Origin of the sequence: Dechloromonas hankyongensis, assembly GCF_022012295.1 — a bacterium.
Taxonomy (GTDB): domain Bacteria; phylum Pseudomonadota; class Gammaproteobacteria; order Burkholderiales; family Rhodocyclaceae; genus Azonexus; species Azonexus hankyongensis.
Map to the genome: position 1 here is coordinate 36153 of NZ_JAKLTN010000009.1, position 25334 is coordinate 61486.

At 63.1% G+C, this 25334-nt stretch carries 17 protein-coding genes, 1 tRNA gene and 2 pseudogenes; 7 read left to right on the plus strand and 13 right to left on the minus strand.

Features of this window, described 5'->3' with window-relative positions:
- Positions 1-2 precede the first annotated feature (2 nt).
- Positions 3-773, plus strand: coding sequence for a PP2C family protein-serine/threonine phosphatase (locus LZ012_RS19340; RefSeq protein ID WP_420839557.1), 771 nt, complete (start codon positions 3-5; stop codon positions 771-773).
- Here the strand turns inward: LZ012_RS19340 and LZ012_RS19345 are convergent.
- From LZ012_RS19345 to LZ012_RS19385, 9 genes are all read right to left on the minus strand, one after another.
- Positions 757-2085 carry a sigma-54 interaction domain-containing protein gene (locus tag LZ012_RS19345; RefSeq protein ID WP_275712625.1) on the minus strand — a complete coding sequence of 443 codons (1329 nt, stop codon included), beginning with the start codon at positions 2083-2085 and terminating at the stop codon, positions 757-759. The genes LZ012_RS19340 and LZ012_RS19345 overlap by 17 nt on opposite strands.
- Positions 2082-5135: a peptidase domain-containing ABC transporter gene (locus LZ012_RS19350; protein WP_275712626.1), complete on the minus strand. Its 3054-nt coding sequence runs from the start codon at positions 5133-5135 to the stop codon at positions 2082-2084. Before LZ012_RS19350 ends, LZ012_RS19345 begins: the two co-directional genes overlap by 4 nt.
- A 6-nt stretch (positions 5136-5141) precedes the next feature.
- Positions 5142-5894: a peptidylprolyl isomerase gene (locus tag LZ012_RS19355; protein WP_275712627.1), complete on the minus strand. Its 753-nt coding sequence runs from the start codon at positions 5892-5894 to the stop codon at positions 5142-5144.
- Positions 5895-6018: 124 nt separating this feature from the next.
- Positions 6019-7392 (minus strand): beta-barrel domain-containing protein, encoded by a 1374-nt coding sequence (locus LZ012_RS19360; protein WP_275712628.1) that lies wholly within the window; start codon positions 7390-7392, stop codon positions 6019-6021.
- Positions 7382-9877 carry an FHA domain-containing protein gene (locus LZ012_RS19365; RefSeq protein ID WP_275712629.1) on the minus strand — a complete coding sequence of 832 codons (2496 nt, stop codon included), beginning with the start codon at positions 9875-9877 and terminating at the stop codon, positions 7382-7384. Before LZ012_RS19365 ends, LZ012_RS19360 begins: the two co-directional genes overlap by 11 nt.
- A 32-nt stretch (positions 9878-9909) precedes the next feature.
- Positions 9910-11340, minus strand: a complete 1431-nt coding sequence (locus tag LZ012_RS19370) for an efflux transporter outer membrane subunit (protein WP_275712630.1) — start codon at positions 11338-11340, stop codon at positions 9910-9912.
- Positions 11333-13270: an HD domain-containing phosphohydrolase gene (locus LZ012_RS19375; RefSeq protein WP_275712631.1), complete on the minus strand. Its 1938-nt coding sequence runs from the start codon at positions 13268-13270 to the stop codon at positions 11333-11335. The genes LZ012_RS19370 and LZ012_RS19375 overlap by 8 nt, the downstream gene beginning before the upstream one ends.
- Before the next feature lie 385 nt (positions 13271-13655).
- The gene (locus LZ012_RS19380) at positions 13656-14084 is read right to left on the minus strand and encodes a DUF4399 domain-containing protein (RefSeq protein WP_275712632.1); all 429 of its coding nucleotides are present in this window, start codon (positions 14082-14084) and stop codon (positions 13656-13658) included.
- Positions 14085-14152: 68 nt separating this feature from the next.
- The gene (locus LZ012_RS19385; RefSeq protein ID WP_275712633.1) at positions 14153-14578 is read right to left on the minus strand and encodes a DUF4399 domain-containing protein; all 426 of its coding nucleotides are present in this window, start codon (positions 14576-14578) and stop codon (positions 14153-14155) included.
- Positions 14579-14827: 249 nt separating this feature from the next.
- Here LZ012_RS19385 and LZ012_RS19830 point away from each other — a divergent pair.
- Positions 14828-15535: pseudogene (locus LZ012_RS19830) on the plus strand (caspase family protein); the annotation flags it as partial.
- 498 nt (positions 15536-16033) lie between these two features.
- Positions 16034-16711 (plus strand): annotated as a pseudogene (locus LZ012_RS19835) (formylglycine-generating enzyme family protein); the annotation flags it as partial.
- A gap of 26 nt (positions 16712-16737) precedes the next feature.
- On the opposite strand, the gene LZ012_RS19395 reads toward LZ012_RS19835, so the two are convergent.
- From LZ012_RS19395 to ispB, 3 genes are all read right to left on the minus strand, one after another.
- On the minus strand, positions 16738-18729 hold the full coding sequence (locus LZ012_RS19395) for a serine/threonine protein kinase (protein ID WP_275712635.1): 1992 nt from the start codon (positions 18727-18729) through the stop codon (positions 16738-16740).
- Between the two features lie 470 nt (positions 18730-19199).
- Positions 19200-19276 (minus strand) — tRNA-Pro (locus LZ012_RS19400).
- A gap of 17 nt (positions 19277-19293) precedes the next feature.
- Positions 19294-20262: an octaprenyl diphosphate synthase gene (gene ispB, locus LZ012_RS19405; RefSeq protein ID WP_275712636.1), complete on the minus strand. Its 969-nt coding sequence runs from the start codon at positions 20260-20262 to the stop codon at positions 19294-19296.
- A 136-nt stretch (positions 20263-20398) separates the two neighbouring features.
- Between ispB and LZ012_RS19410 the strand changes: the two genes are divergently transcribed.
- The 3 genes from LZ012_RS19410 to corA are packed head-to-tail and all read left to right on the plus strand — an operon-like array spanning position 20399 to position 23327.
- Positions 20399-21502 carry an HD-GYP domain-containing protein gene (locus LZ012_RS19410; protein ID WP_275712637.1) on the plus strand — a complete coding sequence of 368 codons (1104 nt, stop codon included), beginning with the start codon at positions 20399-20401 and terminating at the stop codon, positions 21500-21502.
- A gap of 5 nt (positions 21503-21507) precedes the next feature.
- Positions 21508-22266, plus strand: a complete 759-nt coding sequence (tcdA, locus tag LZ012_RS19415; protein ID WP_420839558.1) for a tRNA cyclic N6-threonylcarbamoyladenosine(37) synthase TcdA — start codon at positions 21508-21510, stop codon at positions 22264-22266.
- A complete protein-coding gene (gene corA / locus LZ012_RS19420; protein ID WP_275712639.1) occupies positions 22263-23327 on the plus strand; it encodes a magnesium/cobalt transporter CorA in 1065 nt (354 codons plus the stop codon). Before tcdA ends, corA begins: the two co-directional genes overlap by 4 nt.
- Positions 23328-23330: 3 nt before the next feature.
- Here corA and LZ012_RS19425 read toward each other — a convergent pair whose 3' ends face one another.
- Positions 23331-24278: an MBL fold metallo-hydrolase gene (locus tag LZ012_RS19425; protein ID WP_420839559.1), complete on the minus strand. Its 948-nt coding sequence runs from the start codon at positions 24276-24278 to the stop codon at positions 23331-23333.
- Between the two features lie 64 nt (positions 24279-24342).
- Here LZ012_RS19425 and LZ012_RS19430 point away from each other — a divergent pair, with 64 nt between their 5' ends.
- Positions 24343-25179 (plus strand): alpha/beta fold hydrolase, encoded by an 837-nt coding sequence (locus LZ012_RS19430; protein WP_275712641.1) that lies wholly within the window; start codon positions 24343-24345, stop codon positions 25177-25179.
- Positions 25180-25334: the final 155 nt, after the last annotated feature.

Consider the following 25334-nt stretch of genomic DNA (forward strand, 5'->3'; position numbering starts at 1 on the left):
GAGTGGCTGGCTTGGCGCAGTTCCGATGGACATCGGCGGCCCGTTCCCATGTCGGACTGATCCGCGAAGTTAATGAAGATGCCTGTCTCGACCGGCCGCAGAGCGGGCTGTGGGCGGTGGCCGACGGCATGGGCGGGCATAGCCAAGGTGATTTCGCGAGCCGGGCGGTGGTCGATAGCCTGAATCGGATCGCCCCTACCGAGCACGTCGACAGCACGATCAGCCGCGTGCGCCTGCGGCTGGAAGCAGTGAATCGGCAGTTGCGCGAGGAAGCAGCGCTACGCGACGTGTCACTGATCGGCAGCACAGTCGTGGTGCTGGTCGCTTGCCAAGACAGTTGCAGCTGTCTGTGGGTGGGCGACAGCCGACTGTACCTCTTTCGAAACGGACGCCTCAAGCAGCTAACCAGGGACCACAGTCTGATCGAGGAACTTCGGGCCCGGGGCGAACTCCCCCCCGAAGACAGCGTCGATTACCCGTCCCGCAACCATATCACCCGTGCCGTCGGGACAGCTGAGACGCTGGACCTGGACGAACAAAGCATGCAGGTGAACGACGATGACATGTTCCTGCTCTGTAGCGACGGCCTCAGCAACGAGGTCAGCGAGCAGGAGATGGCCAGCGCCTTGGTCATGGGCAATTGCCGGCAAGCAGCGGAGAGCCTGGTCGACATCGCCCTCAAGCATGGCGGCCGCGACAATGTTTCGGTGGTGGTGGCCCGGGCCGAAGATCCGTACAGCCAGGACCGGACAGTCCTCAATCCTGCCGCTTGACGGAGCCATCTCCCCCGCCATCTCCTCCGCTCTCCTGACTGCCCGCAGAGGAAGCATGCCGGCGGAAATCCTTGGAATGGAGACCGTGCTTCTTGAGCAGCATCTGCAGGTGGGAACGGTTCATGTCGCAGCGCCGGGCCAGTTCCGCCACCGTCCCGCCGACCTCGGTCAGGCCACGTTCGAGGAAAACCTTCTCGGCCGCATCGCTGGCAACCCGTTTGGCTTCCCCCAGGGAGTTGGCAACGACAGCGGCGCCGCCCCCGTCGGCAGTCCGTTCGGCCGGGCCGGGGCGGATGTCTTCCGGTAGGTGTTCGAAGTCGGCGGTGTCCCCGGAGAGGCAGGAGATGCGGTAGATCAGGTTGCGCAATTCCCGGATATTCCCGGGATAGGCGTAGTCGAGGAGAAACCGTTGCAGCCGGGGAGTCATTTTCATCGGCCGCCGCTTCAGCATCTCCGCCGCCTCATCGCCGAAGAAGGCGATGAGGAGCGGTATTTCGTCCTTGCGCTCGCGCAACGGCGGCAGGGTGAGGTGGATGACGCCCAGGCGGTAGAAGAGATCCTCCCGGAACTTGCCTTCCTCGCTCAGGCGCCGCAGATTGCGGTTAGTGGCGGCGACGATGCGGGCATCAACGACCATGGTTTCGTCCGAGCCGACCCGCTGGATTTCGTGGGATTCCAGTACCCGCAGCAGCTTCACTTGGCCGGCCAGCGGCAGCTCGCCGATCTCGTCGAGGAAGATGGTGCCGCCATGGGCGCTTTCGAACTTGCCGCGGCGATCGCTGGCGGCGCCGGTGAAGGCCCCTTTCTTGTGGCCGAACAGTTCGGATTCCAGCAGGTTGTCGGGAATCGCCCCGCAATTGACGGAAACGTAGGGCTTGTCTGCGCGGGAGCCGTTGGCATGGATGACTTTGGCCATCAGTTCCTTGCCAGTGCCGCTTTCGCCGTCGATGAGCACCGGCAGCTCTGTCGGGGCGGCCTTTTCAGCGATTTCCAAGGCTTCCAGAAGCTTCGGATTATCGCCAAAGGCGCCTTCGAAAACGAAACTGCGGGCGATCAAGGCCTGGCGACGGGCGGCAGCTGATACCGCCACGTGCGCCGGCCCGGCCGCTGCTGCCTTGACGAAGCGCGCCTGGTAGGAAAGCTTCAGCGCTTCTTCCCGCAGGGTATTGCTTTGCCGCAACAGCTTGTCGATATCCGGCCGCTCCAGCCGCGTCGCCCAGCGCAACGTCGAGCGCAGAATCTCGATCTTCTCGATCAGTCCGCCGAAGGAGACCGGGGCAACCGCGTCCGCATCCTGGTCGAGTATTTTCACGCCGAACCTAACTGTTTCTGGACCAGTTGGTAGTACATCCCCTTGCGGTCCACCAGTTCGTCGTGCCTTCCCTGCTCGACGATGGCGCCTTCGTAGAGGACGAGGATCTTGTCGGCGCGCATGATGGTGGACAGGCGGTGTGCGATGATGATCGCCGTGCGCCCCTCCAGGATATCGTGCATGTTGCCCATGATGTTGCTCTCCGACTGGGTATCCAGGGCCGAGGTCGCTTCGTCGAACACCAGCAGGCGCGGGTCGTGGTACAGGGCGCGGGCGATACACAGCCGCTGGATCTGTCCGCCCGAGAGGCCCATGCCCCGCTCGCCGACCACCTGTTCGTAGCGCATGGGCAGCTTGCTGATGAAGGGGTGGGCGTCAGCCAGCTTGGCCACCTCCTCGATACGCCGGCGGTCGGGGGTCTCGTCGCCGCTGGCGATGTTCTCGGCAATGCTGCCGGAGAACAGCAGGTTGCTCTGCATCACGTAGCCGACCTGGGCCCGGTAGTAGTCCTTGTCGATCTGGGCGAGATCGTAGCCATCCACCGTGATGCGGCCTTCGCTAGGCGGGTAGAAGCCGACCAGGAGTTTGGCCAGGGTGGTCTTGCCGGAGCCGCTCCGGCCGACGATGGCGATCAGCTCCCCGGCCTTGACGTCGAGGCTGATGTTTTCCAGCACGTAGGGGGTGCCGCTGTCCCCGTAGCGGAAATAAACGCCGTCGAGATGGATATCCCCGTGCAGATCGGGGATCACCACCCGGGAGGCGATGTCCTCCGGTCGCTGTTCGGGCTCCAGGTCGAGGACATCCCCCAGGCGCTCCATGGCGACGCCGGCGTCGTTGAGGAGGTTCCACAGGCCGACCAGTCCCATCAGCGGCGCCAGCACGCTGCCCATCAGGGCGTTGAAAGCCACCAGCTGGCCAATGGACAGCTCGTGGGCCAGCACCAGACTGGCCCCCATCCACAGAATGGCGATGGTGGTGGCGGCATGGAGCAGCTGGCTGCCGAGGCCGACCAGGATATGGAACTGCTGGGCCTGGTACTGGACTTCTAGCGCCTTGGCGTATTTCTTCTCCCATTTCAGCCGCACCGGACGTTCGCTGCCCATCCCCTTGATCGTCTCCACGCCGCCCAGGGTCTCCATCAGAAAGGCCTTGGCATCGGTGGCGGTGGTAAATACCTCCCGGGCGTAGCCCTTGATCTTCGGCGTCGCCAGCACGGTCAGCGCCAGGATGGGAATGATGAAGGCGATGAGGAGCAGGGTCATCTTCACGTTGTAGAGGAACATGATGGTGAAGTAGATGAACACCATCAGGACGTTAAGCACCGTGGTCACCGTCGATTCGGTCAGGAAGGCGCGGATGGTCTGGTTCTCCTGGAAGCGGGCGAAGATATCCCCGGTTTTCCGCTTGGCGAAGAAGGAAAAGGGCAGCGAAAGGGTGTGCTTGAAAAATCGGGACATCATCGCGAAATCCATGTTGCGGACCATGAAATTGGCGAGAAAGGACCGGATGGTGGTCATCAGCAGAGTGAAGACATTGGAAATCACCAGCCCGACGATCAGCAGATGGAGAAGGCTGACGTCCTGGTGGACGATGACGCCATCGAGGATGTTTTGAATGATCATCGGCGGCACCAAGCCCAGCACCTGGATGACGAAGGTCGCCAGGAACAGATGCCAAAGAATAGTCTTGTAGGGAATCAGGTAGCCGACGAAGCGCAGCCACGGCGAGCGCACCGCCGCCATTTGCAGGCTCTCGCCGGCAGCAAAGAGCAGGCAGGTGCCGCTCCAGCCGCGCTCGAAATCCTCGACACTCAGGGTCTTGAAGCCCACCGCCGGGTCCGCCACCCATACCTTGCGCTTGGAAACGCCATAGACCACCACATAATGGTAGCCCTCCCAATGGACGATGAAGGGCAGATCGAAGCCGAGCAAGGATTCGAAGGTGCACTGCACGCCGCGGGTACTGAAGCCGAGCGCGTCGCCGGCCCGGGCCAGGCTGTCCAGGGTGGCGCCCTGGGTGGTGACGTTGGCCAGTTCCCGCAGCTTGCCCAGGGTGGTGGGAACGCCGTAGTGCCGGCACACCATGGCCAGCGAGGCGGCGCCGCAGTCCATTTCCTCGGCTTGCTCGACCAGGGCAAAGTGCTTGAGCACCCGCTCGCCCATCTCGGGAGTCGAGGCTAGATCGAGGGTCACCGGCAGCTTGCGCCTTTCCGCCAGTTTTTTCTGCCGCTGCAATTCCCGCTCGGCGAAGCGCATGCGCTCCTCCATCGCCTCCCGCAGCTTGGGGTTGCGGTCGAGAATCAGGTGCACGCTCTTTTCCGGAAACACCAGCAGGGTGGCATCGCCGACGGCAATCACCGAAGCCATCTGTTCCTGGCGCAACAGGCAGGCCTTCTCGCCGAAGGTTTCCCCCTGCCCCAGGGTCGCCAGGGGGTACTCGGTCCCGTCCTCGCTGCGCACGACCCGGACTTCACCTTGGCGCACCACGTACAGCCGGCGGTCTTCCCGGGAATCCTGACTGAGGATCACCTTGCCGGCGGCGACCCGCTTGACCCCGACGCTCTTGACGAAGCCATCGAGCTCCTCCTTGCTCACCTTGCCCCGCAGGTCGAAGAGGTGGGCGACGAAGCCGCCCGCCGAACTGATGGCCACGTAGCTGTTGACGAAGTCCTGGGCGGCTGGATTGCCGGCGATCACCGAGGCGAAAGCCTCGCGCGGGATGAACAGCAGTTCGGTCTTCAACGCCGCCCGCACCGACGATTCGTGCCGGGAGTCCCGCAGCATGGCGATTTCCGCGAACACCTCCCGCCCCTTCTTGACCCCCATGCTGATTTCCTTGCCCTGCTCCTCGGTGAAGATACGCACCGACCCGGACTTGATGACGAACAATCCAGTAGCGGGGTCGCCGCTGTTGCACACCGTCTCACCGAAGGCGAAGGCACGGGATTCGGCGTGCTCGGCCAGGACTTCGATCTCGGCCGGGGTGAACGGCGAGAGAATATCCACCGAGGCCAGGAAGTCGGCCACCGACTGGGCTGCGGTCGTTGCCATCGCCGGTCAGCGCACTTCGATGACGTGTTCCTGCGCCCTGGCCATCAGCCATTCTTCCCGGAGCAGGCGACGAATTTCGGCAGCGACGTCGTCATCCAGCCGGGCCGGGCTCTTGCCATTGACGGCGAATATTTCGTACAGCGAGTCGTCCGCCGACGGGAAAGGCCCCAGCAGATCGCCGACCTTGGCATTGAATACCTTGGCCTCGACGTCGCTCTTCAAGGAGCCGCGCAGCACCTTGCCAATCACGCCGCCTTCCTCCCGGGTTTCGGCCAGCGAGTGCTCCCGGGCCATTTCGGCGAAGCTGTCCGGATCCTCCCGCAGGTAGGAAATCAACTCCTTCGCCTTGCCCGCCGTGTCGACCAGGACGTGGCTCACCTCGACGCTATCGAAGCGGGGGGAGTTCAAGTGAAAATACTCTTCCACCGACTGCTCGCTGCACACCCGGTCCATCATTTTCTCTTCGTAGAGGCTGGCGGTGATAAAGGCTTCGAACTCGTCCAGGCTCACCCCCAAGGCATCGAGATAGTGATTCATGTCGGCGGCCCGGTGCAGGCCGCGAATGCGGCGGAACTGATCGGCCCGCTCCTGGATTTCCTCGACCGGCACCGTGATGCCCATCTGCTTTGCCGCCCGCACCGTCAACCTTTCCCGCACCAACTGCTCGACCAGGCTTTCGAACTGCCCCGACAGTTTCAGGGCCCGGATGAAGCCATCGGTATCGATGACCTCGTCGTCAATCTTCACTATCGTTGTCATCTCGTATGCTCCTCAGAACTGTCGGTTGCCCTGGATGTCGCCGCACCCCAGGCCGCCGGAAGACAATTAGATATTTGCGGGCTACGCCGGCTCTCCCGCCCGCTTTCCCTTGGCTGGCCCCAACTCATCCGCCGATCTGCCGGAAGGGGTCGAGGGCCAGATCGATAATCCGCCGTTCGCGCACGACGATTTCCGCCGTGGCCGTCATGCCGTAGCGCAGGGGGTACTGGCTGTCCCCCACTTGGTAGTGGTCCCGCTCCAGCCGCACCCGCCCCTCGTACACCGGCTGTTTGCTCTGGGGCGACGGCTTGGTCGCCGGCGAGATATATTCCAGCACCCCCGCCAGGAGGCCGTAGCGCTGGTAGGGAAAGGCGCTGAACTTCAGGTTGGCGGCCAGCCCCTCGCGCAGGAAGGCCCGGTCCTGCTCGGGGATTTCCACCTTGAGGACGGGCTTGGCGTCCCTGGGGGCGATGCCGCCCAGCGGCGTATTGGCCTGGATCTTGTCCCCCGGCTGGGTCGACGTGACGTCGGTGATAACCCCGGACACCGGCGCCACGATCAGGAGGAAATTGTCCTTGTCGATATTCTCGAAGCGGATGCGGGTGGCGGCTTCCGCCACCAGACGGGCGCTCTGGAGCTGCAGCCGCAATTTCTCCTCGGCGTTGGCGATATCCTTGGCCGCCCCTTCGTACTGCAGGCGCAGCCGGGTCAACTCCTGGCCGCTGGTTTCCAGCTGGGCGGTGGCCTGCGAACTCTCCAGGGCCTGGCGGGCACCCAATTCGTTCAAGCGGGCCTGGGCGACCCGGTATGCATTCTCCGCCGCCAGGAAGGCGTTCTTCTTGCTTTCGACCTGCAACTGGGCCACCCCGCCGCCGCCGGGCATGGCGAACAGGCGCTCGTACTTGTCGGCTTCCAGCTTGGCCGCATCCCGTGCCCGACGTGCGTCGTCCAGATTGGTGCGGACCTCCTGCGCCTGGGCCCGCCGGCTTTCCGCCAGCTTGGCACTGCCTTCGGAAACCCGTTTTTCGTGGTGCTGCTCCTCGAGCTCCACCGCCTGCTTCAAGGCTGCCGCCCGGCGCTCCATGAGGGCCTTCTTCTCGGGAAATTCCCGCCATTCCCGTTCCGCCGCCTCGAGCTTGAGCTGGGCGTCGAGGGCGTTGGTCGCCGCTTCGATCGCTCCGCGGGCATTGAGGCGAGCCAGCACATCACCCTTAGACACCGGCTGGCCCTCGGCGACATAGATATTGGCCAGTTCGCCATCCACCGGAGCGTAAACCCGCCGCACCTCGGATTCGGGCCACAGCGTACCCGGGGCGGTGACAATCACGTTGGCGTGGCCGATGAAGGACCACAGCAAGGCCGCCAACACCAGGGCGGCCATGGTGACGATGGTCGCCCGGGTGAAGCGCCAGGGTTCCGCCGTCAGGATGGCGATGCCTTCCGCGCTGTGCTCGGCGAGCGCCTCGTGCAAAGGCTTGAGGCGATTCTCATGGGCCATGGCGCCCCCCTCCTCCCATCAATTCCAGCTTGGCCTTCAGCAGCCGGGGTTCGAGAACCTGGCGTAGCTCCAGCAGGGCATTGCGCTGCTGTTCCGCCTCGGCCTGGATCGCCTCCCGGACCTCGCGCAAGGGGCCGGGCAGGTCCACCTTCAATTGGCTGTAGATACGCGCGCCCTGGCGCGCCTCGTCGTCGGCGTCGGCCAGCAGGCGGGCCTGGCTCCGGAACTGGCCGGAAATTTCCGATTCCAGGCGCTGCGGCGTGTCGATCGGCCCGTTGTCCCGGTACTGGCGCCAGCGCGCCTGGGCCCGGGACAGTTGCTCCTGGGCCTGCTTCAGCGCCTGCTCCTTGATCGCGGCCAGGTCGGCTGCGGTGGCGTCGACGAAATGCATGTCCTCGGCCAAGTCGAGCAGGCCGTAAAAGGCCAGCAAGCGTTCGTCGTAACCCTTGCCGCCGCGCGCCTTCTGCAATTCGGCAAAACGTTCGAGAATTTCTCGCTTGTGCTTGATCTCGCGGGCGGCGGCATCGCTCCAGGCTCCTCCCTTGCCCGCTTCCTCCAGCTTCTGCAGATCGGCCAGCGCCCCCTGGCTGTCGCCGGCCCGCCAGGCGCTGGCCACGCCCTCGTACTGAGCGACTACCGCGGCGGGCGGCAGGCGCCCGGCGGCCGCCAGAGCGCGCAGCTTGTCCTGGAAAGGCGGGGTCGAGAAATTCGCCTGTCCCAACTTGGCGATGAGCGGGCCGAGGCTGCCCGCCTGCATTTCATTTTGCAGCGCGATGTACTGCTGCAGATCTTTTTGCAGATCATCCAGGCCGCCCAGGCGGGGATATTTCCCGGCATACTCGCTGAATACGGCCTTGAGGGCTTCCGGCTGGTCCCGCTTGAGTTCGGTGGCAATGCTGGCCTTGAGGCGGTCGATGGCCGCCAGATAGACCGAATTGTCGCTCTGCAGCTTGCGCAGATGGCTCAGGGCATCGGCGTACCAGTCCCGGAACTCTGGAACCTGGGCGGAAATGGCGGTGAAGGCCCGCTGGTGGCCCTGGACATTGTCGTCCCACCCCTTGAGCAGCGCTGCTATCCTTTCCTCGTCGGCGTAGATCCGGATCGGCACATCGTCCTGGCCTTGGGCCTGCCCCTGGCCGGAAACGAATTGCTCCAGGTTGCCCAGCCAGGCAAGCTCCTTCACCAGCGGCTGCACCTCGTCATTGCCTGCCGCCAGGTCCTGCATGGCGGCCACCACCGCCGCCGCCCCGGCGAAGTCGCGACCCTTGATCCGGGCCAGCCAGTTGGGAAGATTGGCCTTGAGGAGCGCCTCGCTTCCCCGGGCCTTGAGTTTCGCATTGTCCGGATGGCGTTCGAGCGACGCCTTGGCGACGCTGGCCGCCTCGGCATAGGCGCCGCTGGCCAGGAGATCCTCCAGTTCCCGCTCCGGCGCTCGCGCGACGTAGAAACCGAGGGCGAGGACCGCCACCCCGGCGGCCAGCGCCATCGCCCCGATGAGCACCCGCCGGGAGCCGGCGCCACCGGCCGCCGCCAGCAGGCCGCGCAACTCGCCCACCACCAGGGCGAATCGCGTCCGCGGCAGACGCGCTCCCGGGTCGCCGTCCGGCGCCGTGGGTGCTTCCGCTGCCTCATCGTTCATTTCGTCGTCGGCCTGGGGTGCGGGGTCGATGCAGAAGATGTCGAGGAAGGAATCCGCCGCCGCGACGAAGGTGGTCTTGTCCGCATCGGCGGGCGCCGGGACGGTCGGGGTACGCAGTCGGGTCATGGTTGTGTCGCACAGGGATTCGGTCTGCAGGCTGACCCGATACATCAGGTGGCGCCCGCCGAAAGCCAGCACATCCCCTTCTTTGAGCGCTACGGCGTGCTCGTCGAGCCGCCGGTCGTCAACGAAGGTGCCGTTGGTGCTACCCAGATCCTCGACGAAGGGCATGCCGTTCTTGAGGAAAATATGGGCGTGGCGCCGGGACACATAATTCGCCTGCTGGGGATACTGCTGCCGGTAGGCGGCGAAAATGGCATCGGTCTTGCTCACCAGGAAGGGAAAGTGGGCAATGACGATGGGTTGAAGCCCGAAGTCGACATTTTCCGGCACCAACGTCAGGCTGAGCAGTCTGGCGGCGCGTTCCCGAGCCACCGCCCGGGTACCCAGTTGCAGCCGGAAGGCCAGTTCCCCTCCGAAGCGGATCTCGTCGCCGTCCTGCAACTGGCAGGGCTTTTGCCGCACCGCAACGCCGTTGACGGTGGTGCCATTTTTGCTGCCCAGGTCGGCGATGTAGACCGCCCCGAATTCGCTGAAAATCCTCGCCTGCCGGCGCGACAACTTGGCCACGACGGTGGGTTCGCAAGACACGAAAGGAGGCTCATTCCGCCCGATGGCGAAGAGGCTGTCCTCGATCCGGATATCTTCCATCTGGGGATGGGATAAGCACTTGAGGAGCAGGGTGAATTCCGGATTGGCTGCCGGAGCCAGCTGAGCGAGCGGCACGGGATCAGAGTCGACTATTGGGCATGGGGCATTCATTCGCTCGGGTTGGCCACGCGGACGTCGGACCAGCCACCGCCCAGCACCTTGTAGAGCGTCACGGTGTCGGCGAGGATCTGCTGGTGGCTGGCCAGCAGGCCGAGTTGCGCAGCCAGCAGCGAGCGTTCGGACTCGAAAACCTGCAACTGGGAAACCACCCCTTCCTTCAACTGGGCCTGGACCTGGGCGGCAACCACTTGCAGGTGGTCGGTCTGCTGCTGCAGTTCGCTGCGCTGTTTCTGGTGGGCTTCAAGATTCACCAGGGCGTTCTCCACCTCCTCGAAGGCGCCAATCACCGTCCGCCCGTAGGTCTGCTCGGCCACTTTGATCTGCGCTTCGGTGGTCTTGACGTGGGCCTTGATGCCCGGATTGAACAGGGGGAAATTAATGCTGGGCAGCAGGCCCAAGGTGAAGGATTTGAGCAGTGAGGAAAGGGCGAAGCTGGCGGTGCCGCCGTGGCCGGTCAAGCTGATCGACGGCAACTGCTCCAGCTTGGCCTGACCCACCAGGTTGTAGGCTTGGAGGACGCGGAATTCGGCGGCGACGATGTCGGGACGCCGCGCCAGCAGTTGGGAAGGCAGGCCGGCCGGCACCACGGGAAGCCTGACTTTGTCCCGGAGATGGCCAGAGGGAACCATCCATTCGCCGGCCGGCACCCCGAGCAGGGTAGCCAGGGCATTTCCCGCCAGGTCACGGGAGCGGCGCAATTCCAGCAGATCCTTGGTCAGGCGGTTGATCTCGGCCCGCTGCTGCAGGACCTGGGTTTCCGGCGCCAGGCCATGGCTAAGCATGGCCTCGTAGGTGGCCAGGATCTGCTTGTTCTTGCCCAGGGTCTGCCGTTGTTGGTCGCTCTGCTCGTCGAGCTGAAGGATCTGGAAATAGGTGGTCGCCACGTCGGCGACCATGGTCAGGTAAGCGGCCCGCCAGTCCGCTTCCGTGGCATTGAATTCGGCCGTCTGGGCGTGGACGCCCTTCTTGACCTTGCCCCAGATGTCGATTTCCCAATTGACTTGAGTGCCGACATTGAACTGCTGGGTGGATTTGCGGCCGGTGCTCTTTTCGAAGCTGGCCCCGGCGCCGATATCGACGGTCGGCAACGCCCCGGCCCGGACCTCGTCGATCTGGGCGGAGGCCACCTCGCTGCGGGCGGCCAGAATCTTGATGTCGTAATTGCCGGCGATGGCCCGCTCGATCAGGTTGTCGAGATAGGGATCGCCGAAAGCCTTCCACCAGTCGGCGACGATGGTCTCGGAGGCCGATACACCGGACTGTCCCGACCGCGACCACGCCGTCTTGGCGGGGGAATCCGGACGCTGGTAGTCGGGCATGCTGACGTCGGCACAGCCCCACAGCAGGGTGGTACAGAAGCCGGCCAGGGCCAGGTAGACGGTGCGCAGGCCGGAGGGGGCATGGGTCGAACTATTCATGCAGCCCCCCAACGCCGGCTTCGACGAAAACGCGGAACAGCGCCGGGTCGAGCTGCCCCACACGGCATTCCGCTTCCATCAGGTCAAGGGCCGCGGCCCGGGGCAGCGCTTTCTTGTAGGGGCGGTCAGCGGCGGTGAGGGCGTCGTAGATGTCGCAAATGGTGAGGATGCGGGTCTGGACGCAAATCTGGTCGCCCTTGAGGCCCATCGGATAGCCGGAGCCGTCCAGCTTCTCGTGGTGGCCGTGGGCGATGGCCGGAACGCCGCTCAGGTCGCGGGTCCACGGAATCAGGATGAGGAAGGAATAGGAATCCGCCACGTGGGACTCGATCTGCCGCCGCTCCTCGGCGGTCAGGCAGCCCTTGGTCACGCAGAGGGTGGAGAATTCGAAATTGTCGATCAGGGGTACCGCTTCGCCGTTGCTCCCGCGGTAGGTGTAGTGCAGGACTTCCCGGAGTTCAGGCGGAACCTCGGTATCGGAGATGGCCGGTTCATTGGCCCGCCGGATGGCGGCGAGGAAGCGATCAAGGCGTGCGTATTCATCCCCCAGTTGCGCCTCGATGAGGCCCAACTGGTGGCGGAAGGCGGCGATGCTCAACTCCTCCCGGGCGTGGGTCTCGCTGAGGCGGCGATAGGCTTCCCGCTCCAGGCAGGCCCGGGCATGGTGAAAGCGCTGCTCCAGGAGGCGCATATCCGCATGGTGGAGCTTCTTTTCCTTGCGCAGCACATGTTCGCGCACCCCCACCTTGCCGAAATCATGGAGCAGTGCGGCGTAGCGGATTTCCCGCAGCTGCTCGCGGGAGAACTCAATATGCCGCAGATGGGAGCTGTCCGCCCGGTCCACCGCCTGAGCAAGATTCTCGGCATAGCCCGCCACCCGGAAGGAATGGCCGGCGGTCACCGGATCCCGCTCCTCGATGGCCTGGACCGAGGCCCGAACGAACCCGTCGAGCAAGCGCTCGATATCCGAATAGAGCAGGAAGTTCTTCAGCGCCACCGCCGCCTCGGCGCAAACTCCGGTGAGCATCTCGAGATCCTGCTCGTTGAAGGCATGGGGGTCCGACGAGGTATCGACCTGGATCAGCCCGAGAATCTCTCCTTCCAGCAGCAGCGGCACACACATGACGCTGCGGATGGCTTGGGAAATGATCGATTCCTGGGAGCCGAAGTGGCGGTCGGACAGAGTGTCCACCGAGAGGATCGATTGTTTCCGCTGCAGCACCTGGTCGATGATGGTGCGCGATATCCTGATCTGCTCCGGCTTATCGATGCTCCCGTCCCGCCGGCGGGCGGCGGCTGGCATCGGCTCACGCTCGCCGTTCTCGTTGAGGAAAATAAAGGCGCGCTCAGCCAAAGGAAACAGGTCGAAGATGAAATTCATGATCTTCTCGACCAGCGTGGCACGGTCGGTCACCGCCCCCAAGGCCATCCCCACCTGGGCCATGGCATGGAGTTTTCGCAAGGTCGCCGGGAGATCCCCGGCGGAAATGACCGGCATGCTGTCCAGCGAGGTGTACCGGGTCGCGTCCAGGGTCTTGGCGATGACACTCGGCGCGCTCTGGTGCGCCGGTACCACCAGCGAATGAAACACCATCTGGACCGACGACACCGCTACCTCATCGCCGTCGCACAGCGGGTGCCAGCAGCCCGGGCTGAGGCGTTCTCCGGCAACGAAGGTGCCATTAAAGGAATGCAGATCCTCGACGAAATAGGCCTCGTCACGACGCCGGATGCGGGCATGGCGACGGCTGACGGTGGGCTCGGGAATGCAGATGTAACGGTCGGCGGCCAAGGAACCCTGGAGATCCCGGCCGATCACCGCTTCGTCGTGGACCGGGAAGACCGTTGGCTTGATCTTGCCGGCGGCGGCGACTTCCAGATACGCCGTCACCGCGCCGACCAACCGGGAATCAACTCGGTTACTTTCCATCTTGCTGCCTTCTACTTGATCGCCCTGACCAGGAGAGTCGATTCCAACCGAATATCGTGGTATCTGAATCTGCACTTCCCGGCCAGCCGTCGGCTGCCCGGTTCGAGGCAATGTTGGCGATGGTGGGGTCTGACATGGTGGCTCTCCTTAACTAACCGTAGCCGACGCCTGGCGACGGCCGTCGATCCCAGAGCAGGGAATGCGCCACCCCCCGGAAGGCACTGCAAAATCGTTCGCAACACATTGAAAAGGCATGGTAATTTTCCATCACACCAAGATGACCGCTAGGCTGCCATGGGCTTGCCGAAACCAAGCCCGGTGGGCTTGGCCCAACAGATTGCCGGTCTACTGTGCGCCGGCACCAGACATCTGCAGCGGTCAGTCGTCACTTGACGGTGACGGTGATTTTTTTCGAATACACCGGGGGATTGTGGGGAATGTGCTTATCGTCCCCCATGAGCAATTGCAGGGTATGTTTCCCCGGCGGCAACTCGAGCATGGTTTCCGTCTGTCCTGCACCAAAATGCAAATGGTTGCGGTCCGAGGGGATTTCCTGGCCGGCTGGCGTCAGGTCCGTATCGATCAACAGATGATGGTGACCGGTATTGGGAAATTTCACGTCTTTCGGCGCAACACCCATGTTGCGCAACCCGAACCAGACGCGGAACGCCTTGCCGGCCGGCATGACCTGACCATCGTTGGGCCAGCCGATGTAGAGATAAGCATTGGCCGGGGCTGGCGTGGACTCCGCCATGGCGCCGAAGGAGGCAAGGAGTGCCGCCAAGGCAGCGGCGACGAAAATCCGTTGGTGCATAAGTCTGAACTCCCGGTTTCTCAAAGACGTTAATAAAACAAGGCGTACGCCACGTCCCCCGCAACCGGTCACTGCACGGTAATGGTGATTCTCTTCGAATAGACTGGCGGGTCGTGGGGAGTATGGTTATGGTCCCCAAGCAGCAACTGTAAGGTGTGCTTCCCCGGCGGCAACTCGATCCGCGCCTCGGTATCACCCGCCCCGAAATGGAGATGATTGCGGTCGGATGGAATAGGGGCGTCGAAGGGCGGCAGTTCGCTATCGATCAGCAGGTGATGGTGGCCGACATTGGGCAAGTCCACTCCTTTCGGAGCAATGCCCATGTTCCGGAGCCCCATGCGCACCCACAGCTTGCCGCCCTGGATAACGGCACCGTCGGGCGGCCAGATGATGAAGACTTCCGCATTGGCAGGGGATGGTGCCCGACCAGCGAGTGCCGGACTGCCGGCCAGGACCCCTAGCGCAGAAACGGCACATACGACTTGTCTCAGCATGGCAACCTCCCTTTCGCAGTCGAGGCATCGAGCTTCAGCGAAGAAATTTGTCAAATGACTAATTCAAATTCGATTGACCGCATAGGCAAAAGTTCGAGCCTCGAGGCCCCAACCTAGATAGGCCAACTGGGCTACATGCCCGGTATCGAGCCTGCAGTGACCGTCAGGGAAACTTGCCAGATCAAGGTAGATATGTGCGGCAGCAACAAATGCTGTGGAACACAACTTCCCGATGGCGAGGGCTTGGCTATGTGGCGAATACTCCTGATTGCTTGCTTGGGCGGGGCGCTGTCCGGGCCATGGGCGGAAGCGGCGGTTCCCGTTGCGGACGGGCCAGAAACCCGGCGCCTGGCCCTGGTGATCGGCAACAGCGACTATGCCGGCGCTCCCCTAGCCAGCCCGGTAAACGATGCCAAGGCCATGGCCCGTACCTTGAGAGCGGCCGGCTTCGAAGTCATCGATCGGCAAAACGCAACGCGCCAGGAAATGCTCGAAGCGATCCAGGAATTCGACCGGCATCTCGATGCCGGCGGCGTCGGTCTATTCTATTTTGCCGGCCATGGCGTGCGCGTCGCCGACCATACCCTGCTGCTGCCGGTGGAGGCCGACAACCGCTTCCCAGCCCGCTTTCTGGCAGTAGGCATCGATGTGGCAAGCGTTCTGGCCGGGATGTCCGGCCCGCGCCCAGGCCAGGTAAATCTGGTCATTCTCGACACCTGCCTCGACAATCCCTTGCCTAGCCCCCCCGGCGCCGCCCCGGTGCTGCCGGCGCAGACGCTGCTCGCCTACGCTACGAGACCCGGTGCCGCTGCGGGCGAAGGAGAAAACCACGGCTTCTATACGGCGGCATTACTGCAGGCCATGGCCGAGCCCGGCCGGACCGTGGAAGAAGTGTTCGCGCTGGCTGGCGCGGAGGTCAGGCGGGCAAGCCGGCAGAAGCAAGCGCCGCAGCTATTCTCTTCCCTGCCAGCGGGATTCCGTTTGCTGGCAGCCGGATCCGCTGCGCCGCCACAGCCGATGGCGCTGGCCGGCGACACCTGGGACGATGCCCGGACGCGGGGAATTCTCCCCAAGGACAGCGCCGAACAGTATGAGCTGACCTTTTGGGAATCGATCAAGGACAGTACCTTTCCGAGTGATTACGAAGCCTATTTGCAGGCCTACCCGAAAGGTCGCTTCGCCACCCTTGCCCAGGCCCGCCTGGAGCGACTGCGGGCCGCGGCGCCCAAAACCGAAACTCCGTCGCCACCGGCGGCAGCCAAGACTGCTCCGGAGCGGCCAGCAGCCCCTCGGGCGGCGCCGGAGCACCGGCATCCGACTCCGGCCGCCAAAGCGGCAACCGAACCGGCCGGCCCCACTGCTTCCGTGCCTGCGGCGGCAACGACGCCGGCCAAGGCGGCTGCCGACACCCGCGGCGTCAGCGAGGTTACGGACTGCCCGACCTGCCCGCAACTCGTCATCCTGCCCCGCGGTGCCTTCACTATGGGCAGCAACACCGATGACCCGTCGGAGAGACCGGCCCACCGGGTCTCCATCGCCGAGTCCTTCGCCATCGGCAAATACGAAGTCACAGCCGAGCAGTGGAACGCCTGTACCGCCGCCGGTGCCTGCCCACGCATCGAGACCATCGCCAACGTGCCCGGCAATTCCCCGGCTTCCGACATCAGCTGGGACAATGCCCAGGTCTATGTAAAGTGGCTGAGCAAGCTGACCGGCAAGGCTTACCGTCTGCCTTCCGAAGCGGAGTGGGAATACGCCGCCCGCGGCGGTACCGCGACCCGTTACTGGTGGGGCGAGCAGATGCGCCAGGGCAACGCCAACTGCAAGGGGTGTGGCGACCCCTGGCGACAGGAGGCGCCGGCCAAGAGCGGGTCGTTTGCGGCCAATCCCTATGGCCTGCACGACGTCAATGGCAGCGTCTGGGAATGGGTGGCCGACTGCTGGCACAGCTCCTACCGTAGCGCCCCTACCGACGGTCGTGCCTGGACCGAGCAGCATTGCCAGGTTCGCGTCATTCGGGGTGGCTCTTGGCGGGATGGCCCCGGCTACATGATGTCGTCGACGCGCTTCAAGTACGACGCCAGCGTTCGTGAATTCCAGAATGGCTTTCGGGTCGCCCGGGATAACAAATAGCAACGCGAAAAAGAGCGCGGGCGAATTCAGGGCCGGGGCCGGGTGGTCACCTGAACGAAGTCGGCGGCGATCCGGTCGGATCCGTACTTGCCGGCGATCCGCTTCAACTGCTCGCCCACCGCCTGCAGATAGTCGGCGCGGGACTCGTGCTCCTCACGCAGGCTGTCGAACAGGGGCACGGGGGAAACGAGCAGGACCACCAATTCGTTGCCGAAGGGCTTGGCAATCACCCAATTGCCCAGGCTGCCGACGGTCGCTGAATAATTGGCCGGCGCCTGATTGTCCTTGGCCCGCGGGCTGGGTACCAGATGGACGACGCCGCCGCCCAGGACGTAGTAGTCGATATTGACGTAGGACTCATAGGCCGGGGTCGTGATGTCGACGACCAGCGGGTCGCCTTCCCGCAACTCTCCGTTGCTGGCCTCGGTACGAATGGAAGCGGACGCGCCGGCTTCGCGATTGCTCCGCCAATAGGGAGCAAAGACATCGATGACGCCGCAGTCGTCGTCGCTAATCTGGTGGACATCGAAGGTCAGGTTGCTTCCGCCGGCCGCCCCGCCGAGCATTTCCTTCAGCCGGTCAAGGCTGAAATGGACGGGAAGGTATCCCTGCACCAGCATCCCGCCTTCCCTGCTAGTCGCCGCCAGAGCCGAACAGGGAACACCGGCCAGAACGGAAGCCACCGACACCGGCGATGGAGCCACTGCCGGCAGCTGCGCCCGGAGAGTATCGTTTGCCACGGGATGGTCGCTGCCGGATGGCGACCGGTTGTTCACCAGGACGGTTACCGAGGCCAAGGCGACGATAACTGCCGACACCCCGGCCATGGCAGCGTACTTGACGGTCCGGGATTGCCCGGTAATGCCTTGGATAAATTGCGGAACCGTTGGCGTTCGCCTTTCGCGGTCGAAAGCCAAGGCCTTGCGCAGCGCCAACCACTGCCGGAGGCCAAGGTTCTTTGGCCGTTGCAGCTTGACTTCCGCGCTCCGGGCCTGGGTGGCCGGTAATCGGCCGAAGGGATGGCTCCCGGTCAATATCTCGTAGGTGATGCAGCCCAGCGCGTAGATGTCGTCCCGGGGGTCGGGATCACGGTGCTCGAGCATCTCGGCGCTGGCATAGGTAGGTGTCATACCGCCCAGGGTGCCGGCATCGAAAATTGTCGCCTCCACATCCTCCTCCGGCTTGCGGAAAACACGGGCGATGCCGAAGTCAATGACCTTCACCTCGCCACTGTCGGTCAGAAAGACATTGGCGGGCTTCAGGTCGCAATGAACAAAACCACGCTCGTGGGCATAGGCCAGAGCCTTACCAATGCCTGTAATGATGGGGAGCGCCTCGGTATAGGGAAGGCCCTTGAAGTCCGGCTCGCGCAAAATCTGCCGCAAGGGCCTGCCTGACAGGAGTTCCATAGTCAGGTATACCGTCGGGCCGTCGCGGTCGAAATCGTAGATGGTAACAATGTTGGGGTGGGCCAGCTTCTGCGCCTTCTTGGCCTCTCGCTGCAGGGCGATCAGCGATTTGGGGTGGCCCCGGAACTGGACGTTCAGCACCTTGATGGCAATATAGGGATTGCGGTCTGACGCTTCCTGCTTGCGTCGATCCAGCGCTTTGAACACCATGCCCATGCCGCCGAATCCCAGGCATTCTTCCAGTACGAAACGACCGTTCAGGATGTCGCCGACCCCCTTGATCCGCTCCAGTTCGGCCTCGGCAGTGGAATCTGCCCTTCCGGCCTTGGCCGGCGCATCCATCGGCGGGCCGCTGAGACTGGTCAGCACCCGAGTCCGGTCGCTGTCCGCTTTGCCCTTGGCCTGCTCCAGGTCCTCGATCTTCTGGTGCACTACGACGTAGACGTCAGGGGGCAACGGGAAGTTGGTGTGTTCTTCGTCGAGAATCGCCAGCAACTGCCCGGAATCTCCGGATCCCACCGCCAACACCTGATCTACCTGGGCAAAAAAATCCCCAACAGACAATGAACCCTGGTGAAAGGCACGAATCGCATGGGCAAGTGTAGCCATCGCTTACCAAGCCGAATGATACCGAGCCAACCTGAGGTTTCCCGCTTTACCCCGCACAGGCCTTCCTCCTTCACCGCCGGCCCAACGCCCCGTCACCAGAACCGCGCAGAAATTAGCGAGATAGAGCAAATATGCTCATTCCCTATTTACGACCCGCCTGGCCGCATGGCAGTTCCGTTGGCGAACGCAAAAAGAATGGCCTGAATGGGCTATCCGGGTGAGTAAGTGTTGAGCAATTTCTGATCCTGCCCCGTAGCGGCAAGCTGGTTGATGAAAGCAGGCACCCTGCTGTCACTCGGAGCAGCAGAAATGGCAACAATTCGCCAAAGGATGGCCACTGGCAGGCAATCGCCAAACGTAAAGGCTAAGCCCCGACAAGCTAATTGCTTGACCTATACAAGACGGGAAACGGAAACCTCCCCCGAAAAGCCAAAAGCCCCTGTAAATCGATGATTTACAGGGGCTTAAATTGGTCGGAGTGACAGGATTCGAACATGCGACCCCTGCGTCCCGAACGCAGTGCTCTACCAGGCTGAGCTACACTCCGAGGTTCGTTGCAACTGGCTAATGATTCCGCTCAACTGCAAAGAGCGGCAATTGTAGCAGAGCTTTTTTGAACTGTGAATCCCCCAGGCACTGAATTGATGCTCTGGCCAGTTCCGCCTCCTGCATCGCACGCGCCCGGGCGTGCTCCAGAGCGCCGCTTTGGCGGATGGCGTCGAGCACCAGCGGGAAGTCGTCGCGACCGCCCTCCTCGATGGCCTTGCGCACGCAGGCCGCCTGTTCCGGGGTGCCGTGCTGCATCACATAGATCAACGGCAGGGTCGGTTTGCCTTCGGCCAGGTCGTCGCCCAGGTGCTTGCCGGTATCGGCTTCCTGACCCGAATAATCGAGCACGTCGTCGACCAGCTGGAAAGCGGTGCCCAAGTGCATGCCGTAGGCCGCCAGCGCCTTTTCGACCTCCGGCGAGGCTTGGCCGAGGATGGCGCCGAGCTGGGCGGCCGCCTCGAACAGCTTCGCCGTCTTGTAGTGGATCACCCGCATATAGCGCGCCTCATCGACATCGGCGTCGTGGCAGTTCATCAACTGCAGCACCTCGCCTTCGGCAATGATGTTGGTGGCGTCGGACAACACCTGCATGACCCGCATGTTGTCGACCGCCACCATCATCTGGAAGGCCCGCGAGTACAGGAAATCGCCGACCAGCACGCTAGCTGCGTTGCCGAACATCGCGTTGGCCGTGTCGCGACCGCGCCGCAGCGACGACTCGTCGACCACATCGTCATGCAGCAGCGTGGCGGTATGGATGAATTCGACGACCGCGGCCATCTGGTGATGCCGCTCGCCCTGGTAAGCCAGGGCGCCGGCAGCCAGCAGCACCAGGGCCGGGCGCATGCGCTTGCCGCCGCTGCCGATGATGTATTCGGCGACCTGCCTGACCAGCACCACGTCGGAGTAGAGTCGATCGCGAATGACCGCATCGACGGCCTTCATGTCAGGCCCGATCAGGGCGTAGATCTGTTCCAGAGTCACGGCAGGTAATTCCTTGAAGAAGCGCGGAATCTTAGGGTTCCGGGACAGCCCAGTCAAGGTCGGCAGATCACGGATGCGCTCAGTTTGGCGGCTCTTTGCTAAACTCTGCCGATTAAACCAAAACAGGCGACAGGGCATGAACATTCATTCGATCGATGCACCAGTAATCCTGGATCGAGAACTGTTCGAGGAATTCGCCGATGCGCTGACCGACCGCGCCCCGGAAATCGAGCGCGATGTCGCCAAACTGCGCAAAATGCCGGACGACCCCGAAACGACGGCCGACCTGTTCCGGGCGATACACAATATCAAGGGCGACGCGGCGATCTGCAAATTCGAGCTCGGCGTCGCCATTACCCATCCCATCGAAACCATGATGGCACGCTTCCGGGAAGGGGAAATTCCACTTTCCGACATGCTGGCCGAACTGATCCTGCTCGCCGTCGACCGCCTGGAACTGGCTACCGATGCGCTGATCAGCAACAAGCCGCTGGACAGTCTGCACCTGCCGACGCTTGTCCAGGGTCTCCTCGATGTAACCCAGGAGCCCAGGGCGAAAATTGAGGCGAGCAGTGCCGAGCTGATCGAAGCCGTCACCGGCTTCCCGCCCGTCATCCCCGACATCGCCGGTCCCGCCCGAAAGAATTCCAAGGCGAAAAGCGAAAACTACAATATCAACAGCGATCTGCAATTCTTTCGCTCACTCGCCCTGCAGTTCGAAAGCCGCTCGCCGCTGTTCAAGGGGCGCACCATGCGCATCCTTCGTCTGGCCCATGAAACCAACAAGGCCGGTAACAACGCCGTCGATCCCATCCAGCTGGAAGCCGCTGTCTACCTGCACGATGTCGGCATGATGCTGTTGCCGGAGTCGATCTGGCTCAAGGTCGGCAAGATGTCGGCCGAAGACAAGGTCTTCCTGCGAAACCACCCGGGATTCGCTGCCGGTCTGCTGCTCCGTATGCCCGGCTGGGAGGCGGCCACCGAAATGGTCGCCCAGCACCACGAAATGCCCGATGGCGGCGGCTACCCGAATGGCCTGACCAACAGCCAGATCTGCCCCGGCGCCAAGATCCTGGCCATCATCGATGCTTTCGAAGCGGTCATGCTCAAACACATCCATCGCGGCAAGAACCGTTCAGTACTCCGCGCCATCGCCGAAGTGAATGCCTGCGACAACCAGTTTGCCCCGGAATGGATCGCGCCGTTCAATACCGTGATCCGCAAGACCATCGAGGCATGACGGCAATGGACCGCGAACGTCGCTTCGGCGGGGTTGCCCGCCTCTATGGCCAGGACGGCGCCGAAGCGCTGCGTAGCGCCCATGTCTGCGTCGTCGGCATCGGCGGCGTCGGCTCCTGGGCGGCCGAAGCGCTGGCCCGTACCGGCGTCGGCCGGATCACGCTGATCGACCTCGACATGGTGGCCGAGTCCAATACCAACCGCCAGATTCACGCCCTGGGCGATCTTTACGGCAAGGCCAAGGTCGAGGCCATGGCTGAGCGTATCCACGCCATCAATCCGGAATGCGAAATTCATTGCATCGATGATTTCGTGACCCCCGACAATGCGGCGACCATGCTCGACCGCAACTTCACCGCCGTCATTGATGCCATCGACCAGGTGCGTGCCAAAGTGGCGATGATCGCCTTCTGCCGCCGCCACAAGCTGCCCATCGTCGTCGCCGGTGCCGCCGGCGGGCAGATCGATCCGACCCAGGTGCGCGCCGCCGACCTCAGCCAGACAGTGCAGGACCCACTGCTGGCCAAGGTGCGCTCCAGCCTGCGCCGGGACCACGGTTTCCCGCGCGATGCCAAGAAGAAGTTCGGCGTATCGGCGATCTTTTCCACCGAAGCGCTGCGCTATCCGGGCAGCGGCGCCAGTTGCGATATCGAGCGCGGCCCGGCCGGGCTCAACTGCGCCGGTTTCGGCTCCTCGGTGTGTGTCACCTCGGTTTTCGGTATGGCCGCCGCCGCCCAGGTCGTCAACCTGATCGTCAAGGCATGAGCAAGCCGCGCAAGCTTCGTTCGCGCAAGGCCGGCCTGCCACCGGGGACGCTCGTCCATATCGGTGAAATCAAGACCGCCCGGACCGCATTTTCGGTCATCGATTTCGATGAGCAAGGTCTGCAGGAACGCCAGTTGCCCGACCCCGCCGCGCTGGCCAGGCAACCCAGACAGCACGCGACGCGCTGGGTCAACGTTTACGGCGCCAGCAGTCCAGCCGATCTGGCCAGCATGGGTAGCACCTTCGGCCTGCATCCGCTGGTCCAGGAAGACATCCTCAACACGGCCCAGCGGCAAAAGCTCGATGCCTATGAGGACTATCTCTACCTAGTCCTCCACCGCTACGAACTGCAGCCCAATTCACTCGACCTGGTCCAGGATCAGATCAGCCTGGTCATCGGCCGCGACTACGTGCTGACCTTCCAGGAACGCCCGTCACAGACCTTCGAGCCGATACGCCAGCGTCTGCGCGGCGGGCACGGCAGCTTGCGTAAAGGCGGGGTAGACACGCTGGCCTACTCGCTGATCGACACCGTCGTCGACAGCTATTTCGGCGTCATCGAACAACTCAACGACTACGCCGAAAACCTGGAAGACAAGATACTGGGCCGCCCCGGCCCGGGCACCCTGGAGGGCATCCACCAGCTCAAGCGCTGCGTCTCCCAGTTGCGGCGCAACCTGCACCCGTTGCGCGAGGTCCTGGGCACCCTGCATCGCGATGCCGGCGATTTCTTCCGGGCCGACATCCAACTTTATGTCCGCGATGTCTACGACCACACCGTACACATCCTCGAGTCGCTGGAAGACCTGCGCGACCTGGCCACCGGTCTGCTCGACGTCTATCTGTCCACGGTCAGCCACCGGGTCAATCTCGAAGTCCGCGCCCTGACCGTCGTCGCTACGATCTTCATGCCGGCAACCCTGATTGCCGGCATTTTCGGCATGAACTTCAAGGAAATGCCCTGGCTCGCCAACCCGGAGGGCTTTAACTACGCTTTGAGCCTGATGGGCCTGATCGCCGTCGTCATGCTCCTGCTATTCTGGCGCAGGCGTCACATCTAGGCCTCAGGCCTTTCGCCCATCCAGCCAGACACACAAGCCCTGGGCATTCAGCTCCAGATCGGTCGCCCAGATATCGAGCAAGGTCGATTCCGGCAACAGGCAGCCGTGCTTGCGGATTTCAGCCAGCAGATAGTCGGCCATTCCCTGCTTGATACGGGCGTGCCGCTGCTCACCGGCGTCCTGCTCAGCCAGCGCCAACGCAACCAGTGCGTCGAGATGGCGAAGCAATTCGGCGCCCTGGGCCTGAACCTCGGCGACTCGACTGTAGTGCGTCAAATACATGGCTTCCGGCTGCAATGCCATCAGACGCTTGATCGAGTGGCGCATCTCCTCCGGCTCGAACTGCGTCGGTGTGGTCGTCGGAAAGATGAATTGCCGACCATCGACATCCAACTCACGATAGGACAAACCGAACATGTCGCCGGTAAAGACTCCGTTGGCCTTTTTGTCGACGATGCAGATGTGGTGACGGGCATGGCCCGGTGTATCCAGGCACCGCAATTCGCGCCCGTTCAATGACACGACGTGGCCATCAGGCGCCTCGATGATGCGCTCCGCCGGAATGGGCAGGATTTCGCCATACACGCGGGCCACATACTCAGCGCCATAGACTGCCGTAACTCCAGCCACCAGCTTCGAGGGCTCGGCCATATGGCGGGCACCGCGCGGATGGACGACCAGCAGGGCATTCGGAAACGCCTGCATCAGGCTGCCGGCACCGCCGGCGTGATCGAGATGGATATGCGTCAGGATGACGTAATCGACCGCCGTTTCGTCCAGCCCCAATTTGCGCAGTGCGGCAAGGGCGTTGGGCAGCGCGTCGTTGCTCCCGGTATCGATGAACGCCACCCGCCCGTTCTCGATCACCATGTGGATGGCGGCCAGGATGGGGCGCACATAGCCGGCATCGAAAGCGACGATGCCGTTCCCGTAATCTCTCCAGTCAAACATTTCCATACTCCAGCGTATTGTCGCCCCGGATTATACTTGCCCATCCCAACCCGAATTGAACACCATGACGCACTTTCTGGCCGACGACGGCGCCAAGATCCATGTCCAGATATCCGGCGAAGGCTCGCCTGTCATCATGCTGCATGGCTGGACCTCCAGCCATCAGGAATGGTTTCCCTTTCTGTCGGCGCTGAACGCCAGGCATCGGGTCTATCGCTGGGATGCCCGTGGGCATGGTGGACACCATCTCGACGGAAAAACTCCGCCGACCGCAGAGCGCATGGCCCGTGACCTAGCCAACCTGATCGCTCATTTCGGGATAGACAAGGCTACGGTCGTCGGCCACTCCATGGGCGCCCTGACCCTGTGGCAATACATTCGCGATTTCGGAACCGGAAAACTGGCTCGCGCCTGTTTCATCGACCAATCGCCCAAATTGCTCACCGACGATGCCTGGCCCCATGGCATCTATGGCAATTTCGACCAGCAGAAGTCGCAGGAAATGATGTCATGGCTGCACTATGACTTTGCCGAAGCCGTCCTGAAACTGACGGCCTTCGGCCTGAACGCCCGGGCCAGGGAAAAATATCTGGCCGGCGCCAGCGGCTGGGAAAAGTCGCGAATGGCCCTGCGCGCGCAAAATCCCGGCCCACTGATCGACTGCTGGGCAAGCCTGACGGCGGCCGACTATCGGGATGTGCTGGCAACGATCGACATCCCCTCCATGCTGATCTATGGCGGCGAAAGCAACTTTTACGGCCTGGAGACGGCGCGCTACGTCGCCAACCAGATCCCGAATGCCCTGTTGCACATCTACGAAGGCACGGATCATTCGCCCCATCAATGGCAACGCGAACGCTTTATGCGCGACCTGCTGGCGTTTATCGACGAGACTGCCTGATTTCCGTCGCCTGTTTCCTAAGGGCGGGCCTCTAGGGCAAGTGCCCTGCCCGGGCCTTCTGAGATTGGCCAGAGGTTACAGGGCGGGCGATGTATTTCTGGCCGGTCAAAGACCGGCCCCCGCCAGTGATCTGGGGGTTTTGTAGAGTAATAGTC

Coding starts and splice junctions, on each gene's coding strand:
- LZ012_RS19350 (WP_275712626.1), bottom strand. CDS start 5,135: ATGGCAACGACCGCAGCCCAGTCGGTGGCCGACTTCCTGGCCTCGGTG.
- LZ012_RS19355 (WP_275712627.1), bottom strand. CDS start 5,894: ATGACAACGATAGTGAAGATTGACGACGAGGTCATCGATACCGATGGC.
- LZ012_RS19360 (WP_275712628.1), bottom strand. CDS start 7,392: ATGGCCCATGAGAATCGCCTCAAGCCTTTGCACGAGGCGCTCGCCGAG.
- LZ012_RS19370 (WP_275712630.1), bottom strand. CDS start 11,340: ATGAATAGTTCGACCCATGCCCCCTCCGGCCTGCGCACCGTCTACCTG.
- LZ012_RS19375 (WP_275712631.1), bottom strand. CDS start 13,270: ATGGAAAGTAACCGAGTTGATTCCCGGTTGGTCGGCGCGGTGACGGCG.
- LZ012_RS19380 (WP_275712632.1), bottom strand. CDS start 14,084: ATGCACCAACGGATTTTCGTCGCCGCTGCCTTGGCGGCACTCCTTGCC.
- LZ012_RS19385 (WP_275712633.1), bottom strand. CDS start 14,578: ATGCTGAGACAAGTCGTATGTGCCGTTTCTGCGCTAGGGGTCCTGGCC.
- LZ012_RS19395 (WP_275712635.1), bottom strand. CDS start 18,729: ATGGCTACACTTGCCCATGCGATTCGTGCCTTTCACCAGGGTTCATTG.
- LZ012_RS19410 (WP_275712637.1), top strand. CDS start 20,399: ATGAACATTCATTCGATCGATGCACCAGTAATCCTGGATCGAGAACTG.
- tcdA (WP_420839558.1), top strand. CDS start 21,508: ATGGACCGCGAACGTCGCTTCGGCGGGGTTGCCCGCCTCTATGGCCAG.
- corA (WP_275712639.1), top strand. CDS start 22,263: ATGAGCAAGCCGCGCAAGCTTCGTTCGCGCAAGGCCGGCCTGCCACCG.
- LZ012_RS19425 (WP_420839559.1), bottom strand. CDS start 24,278: ATGTTTGACTGGAGAGATTACGGGAACGGCATCGTCGCTTTCGATGCC.
- LZ012_RS19430 (WP_275712641.1), top strand. CDS start 24,343: ATGACGCACTTTCTGGCCGACGACGGCGCCAAGATCCATGTCCAGATA.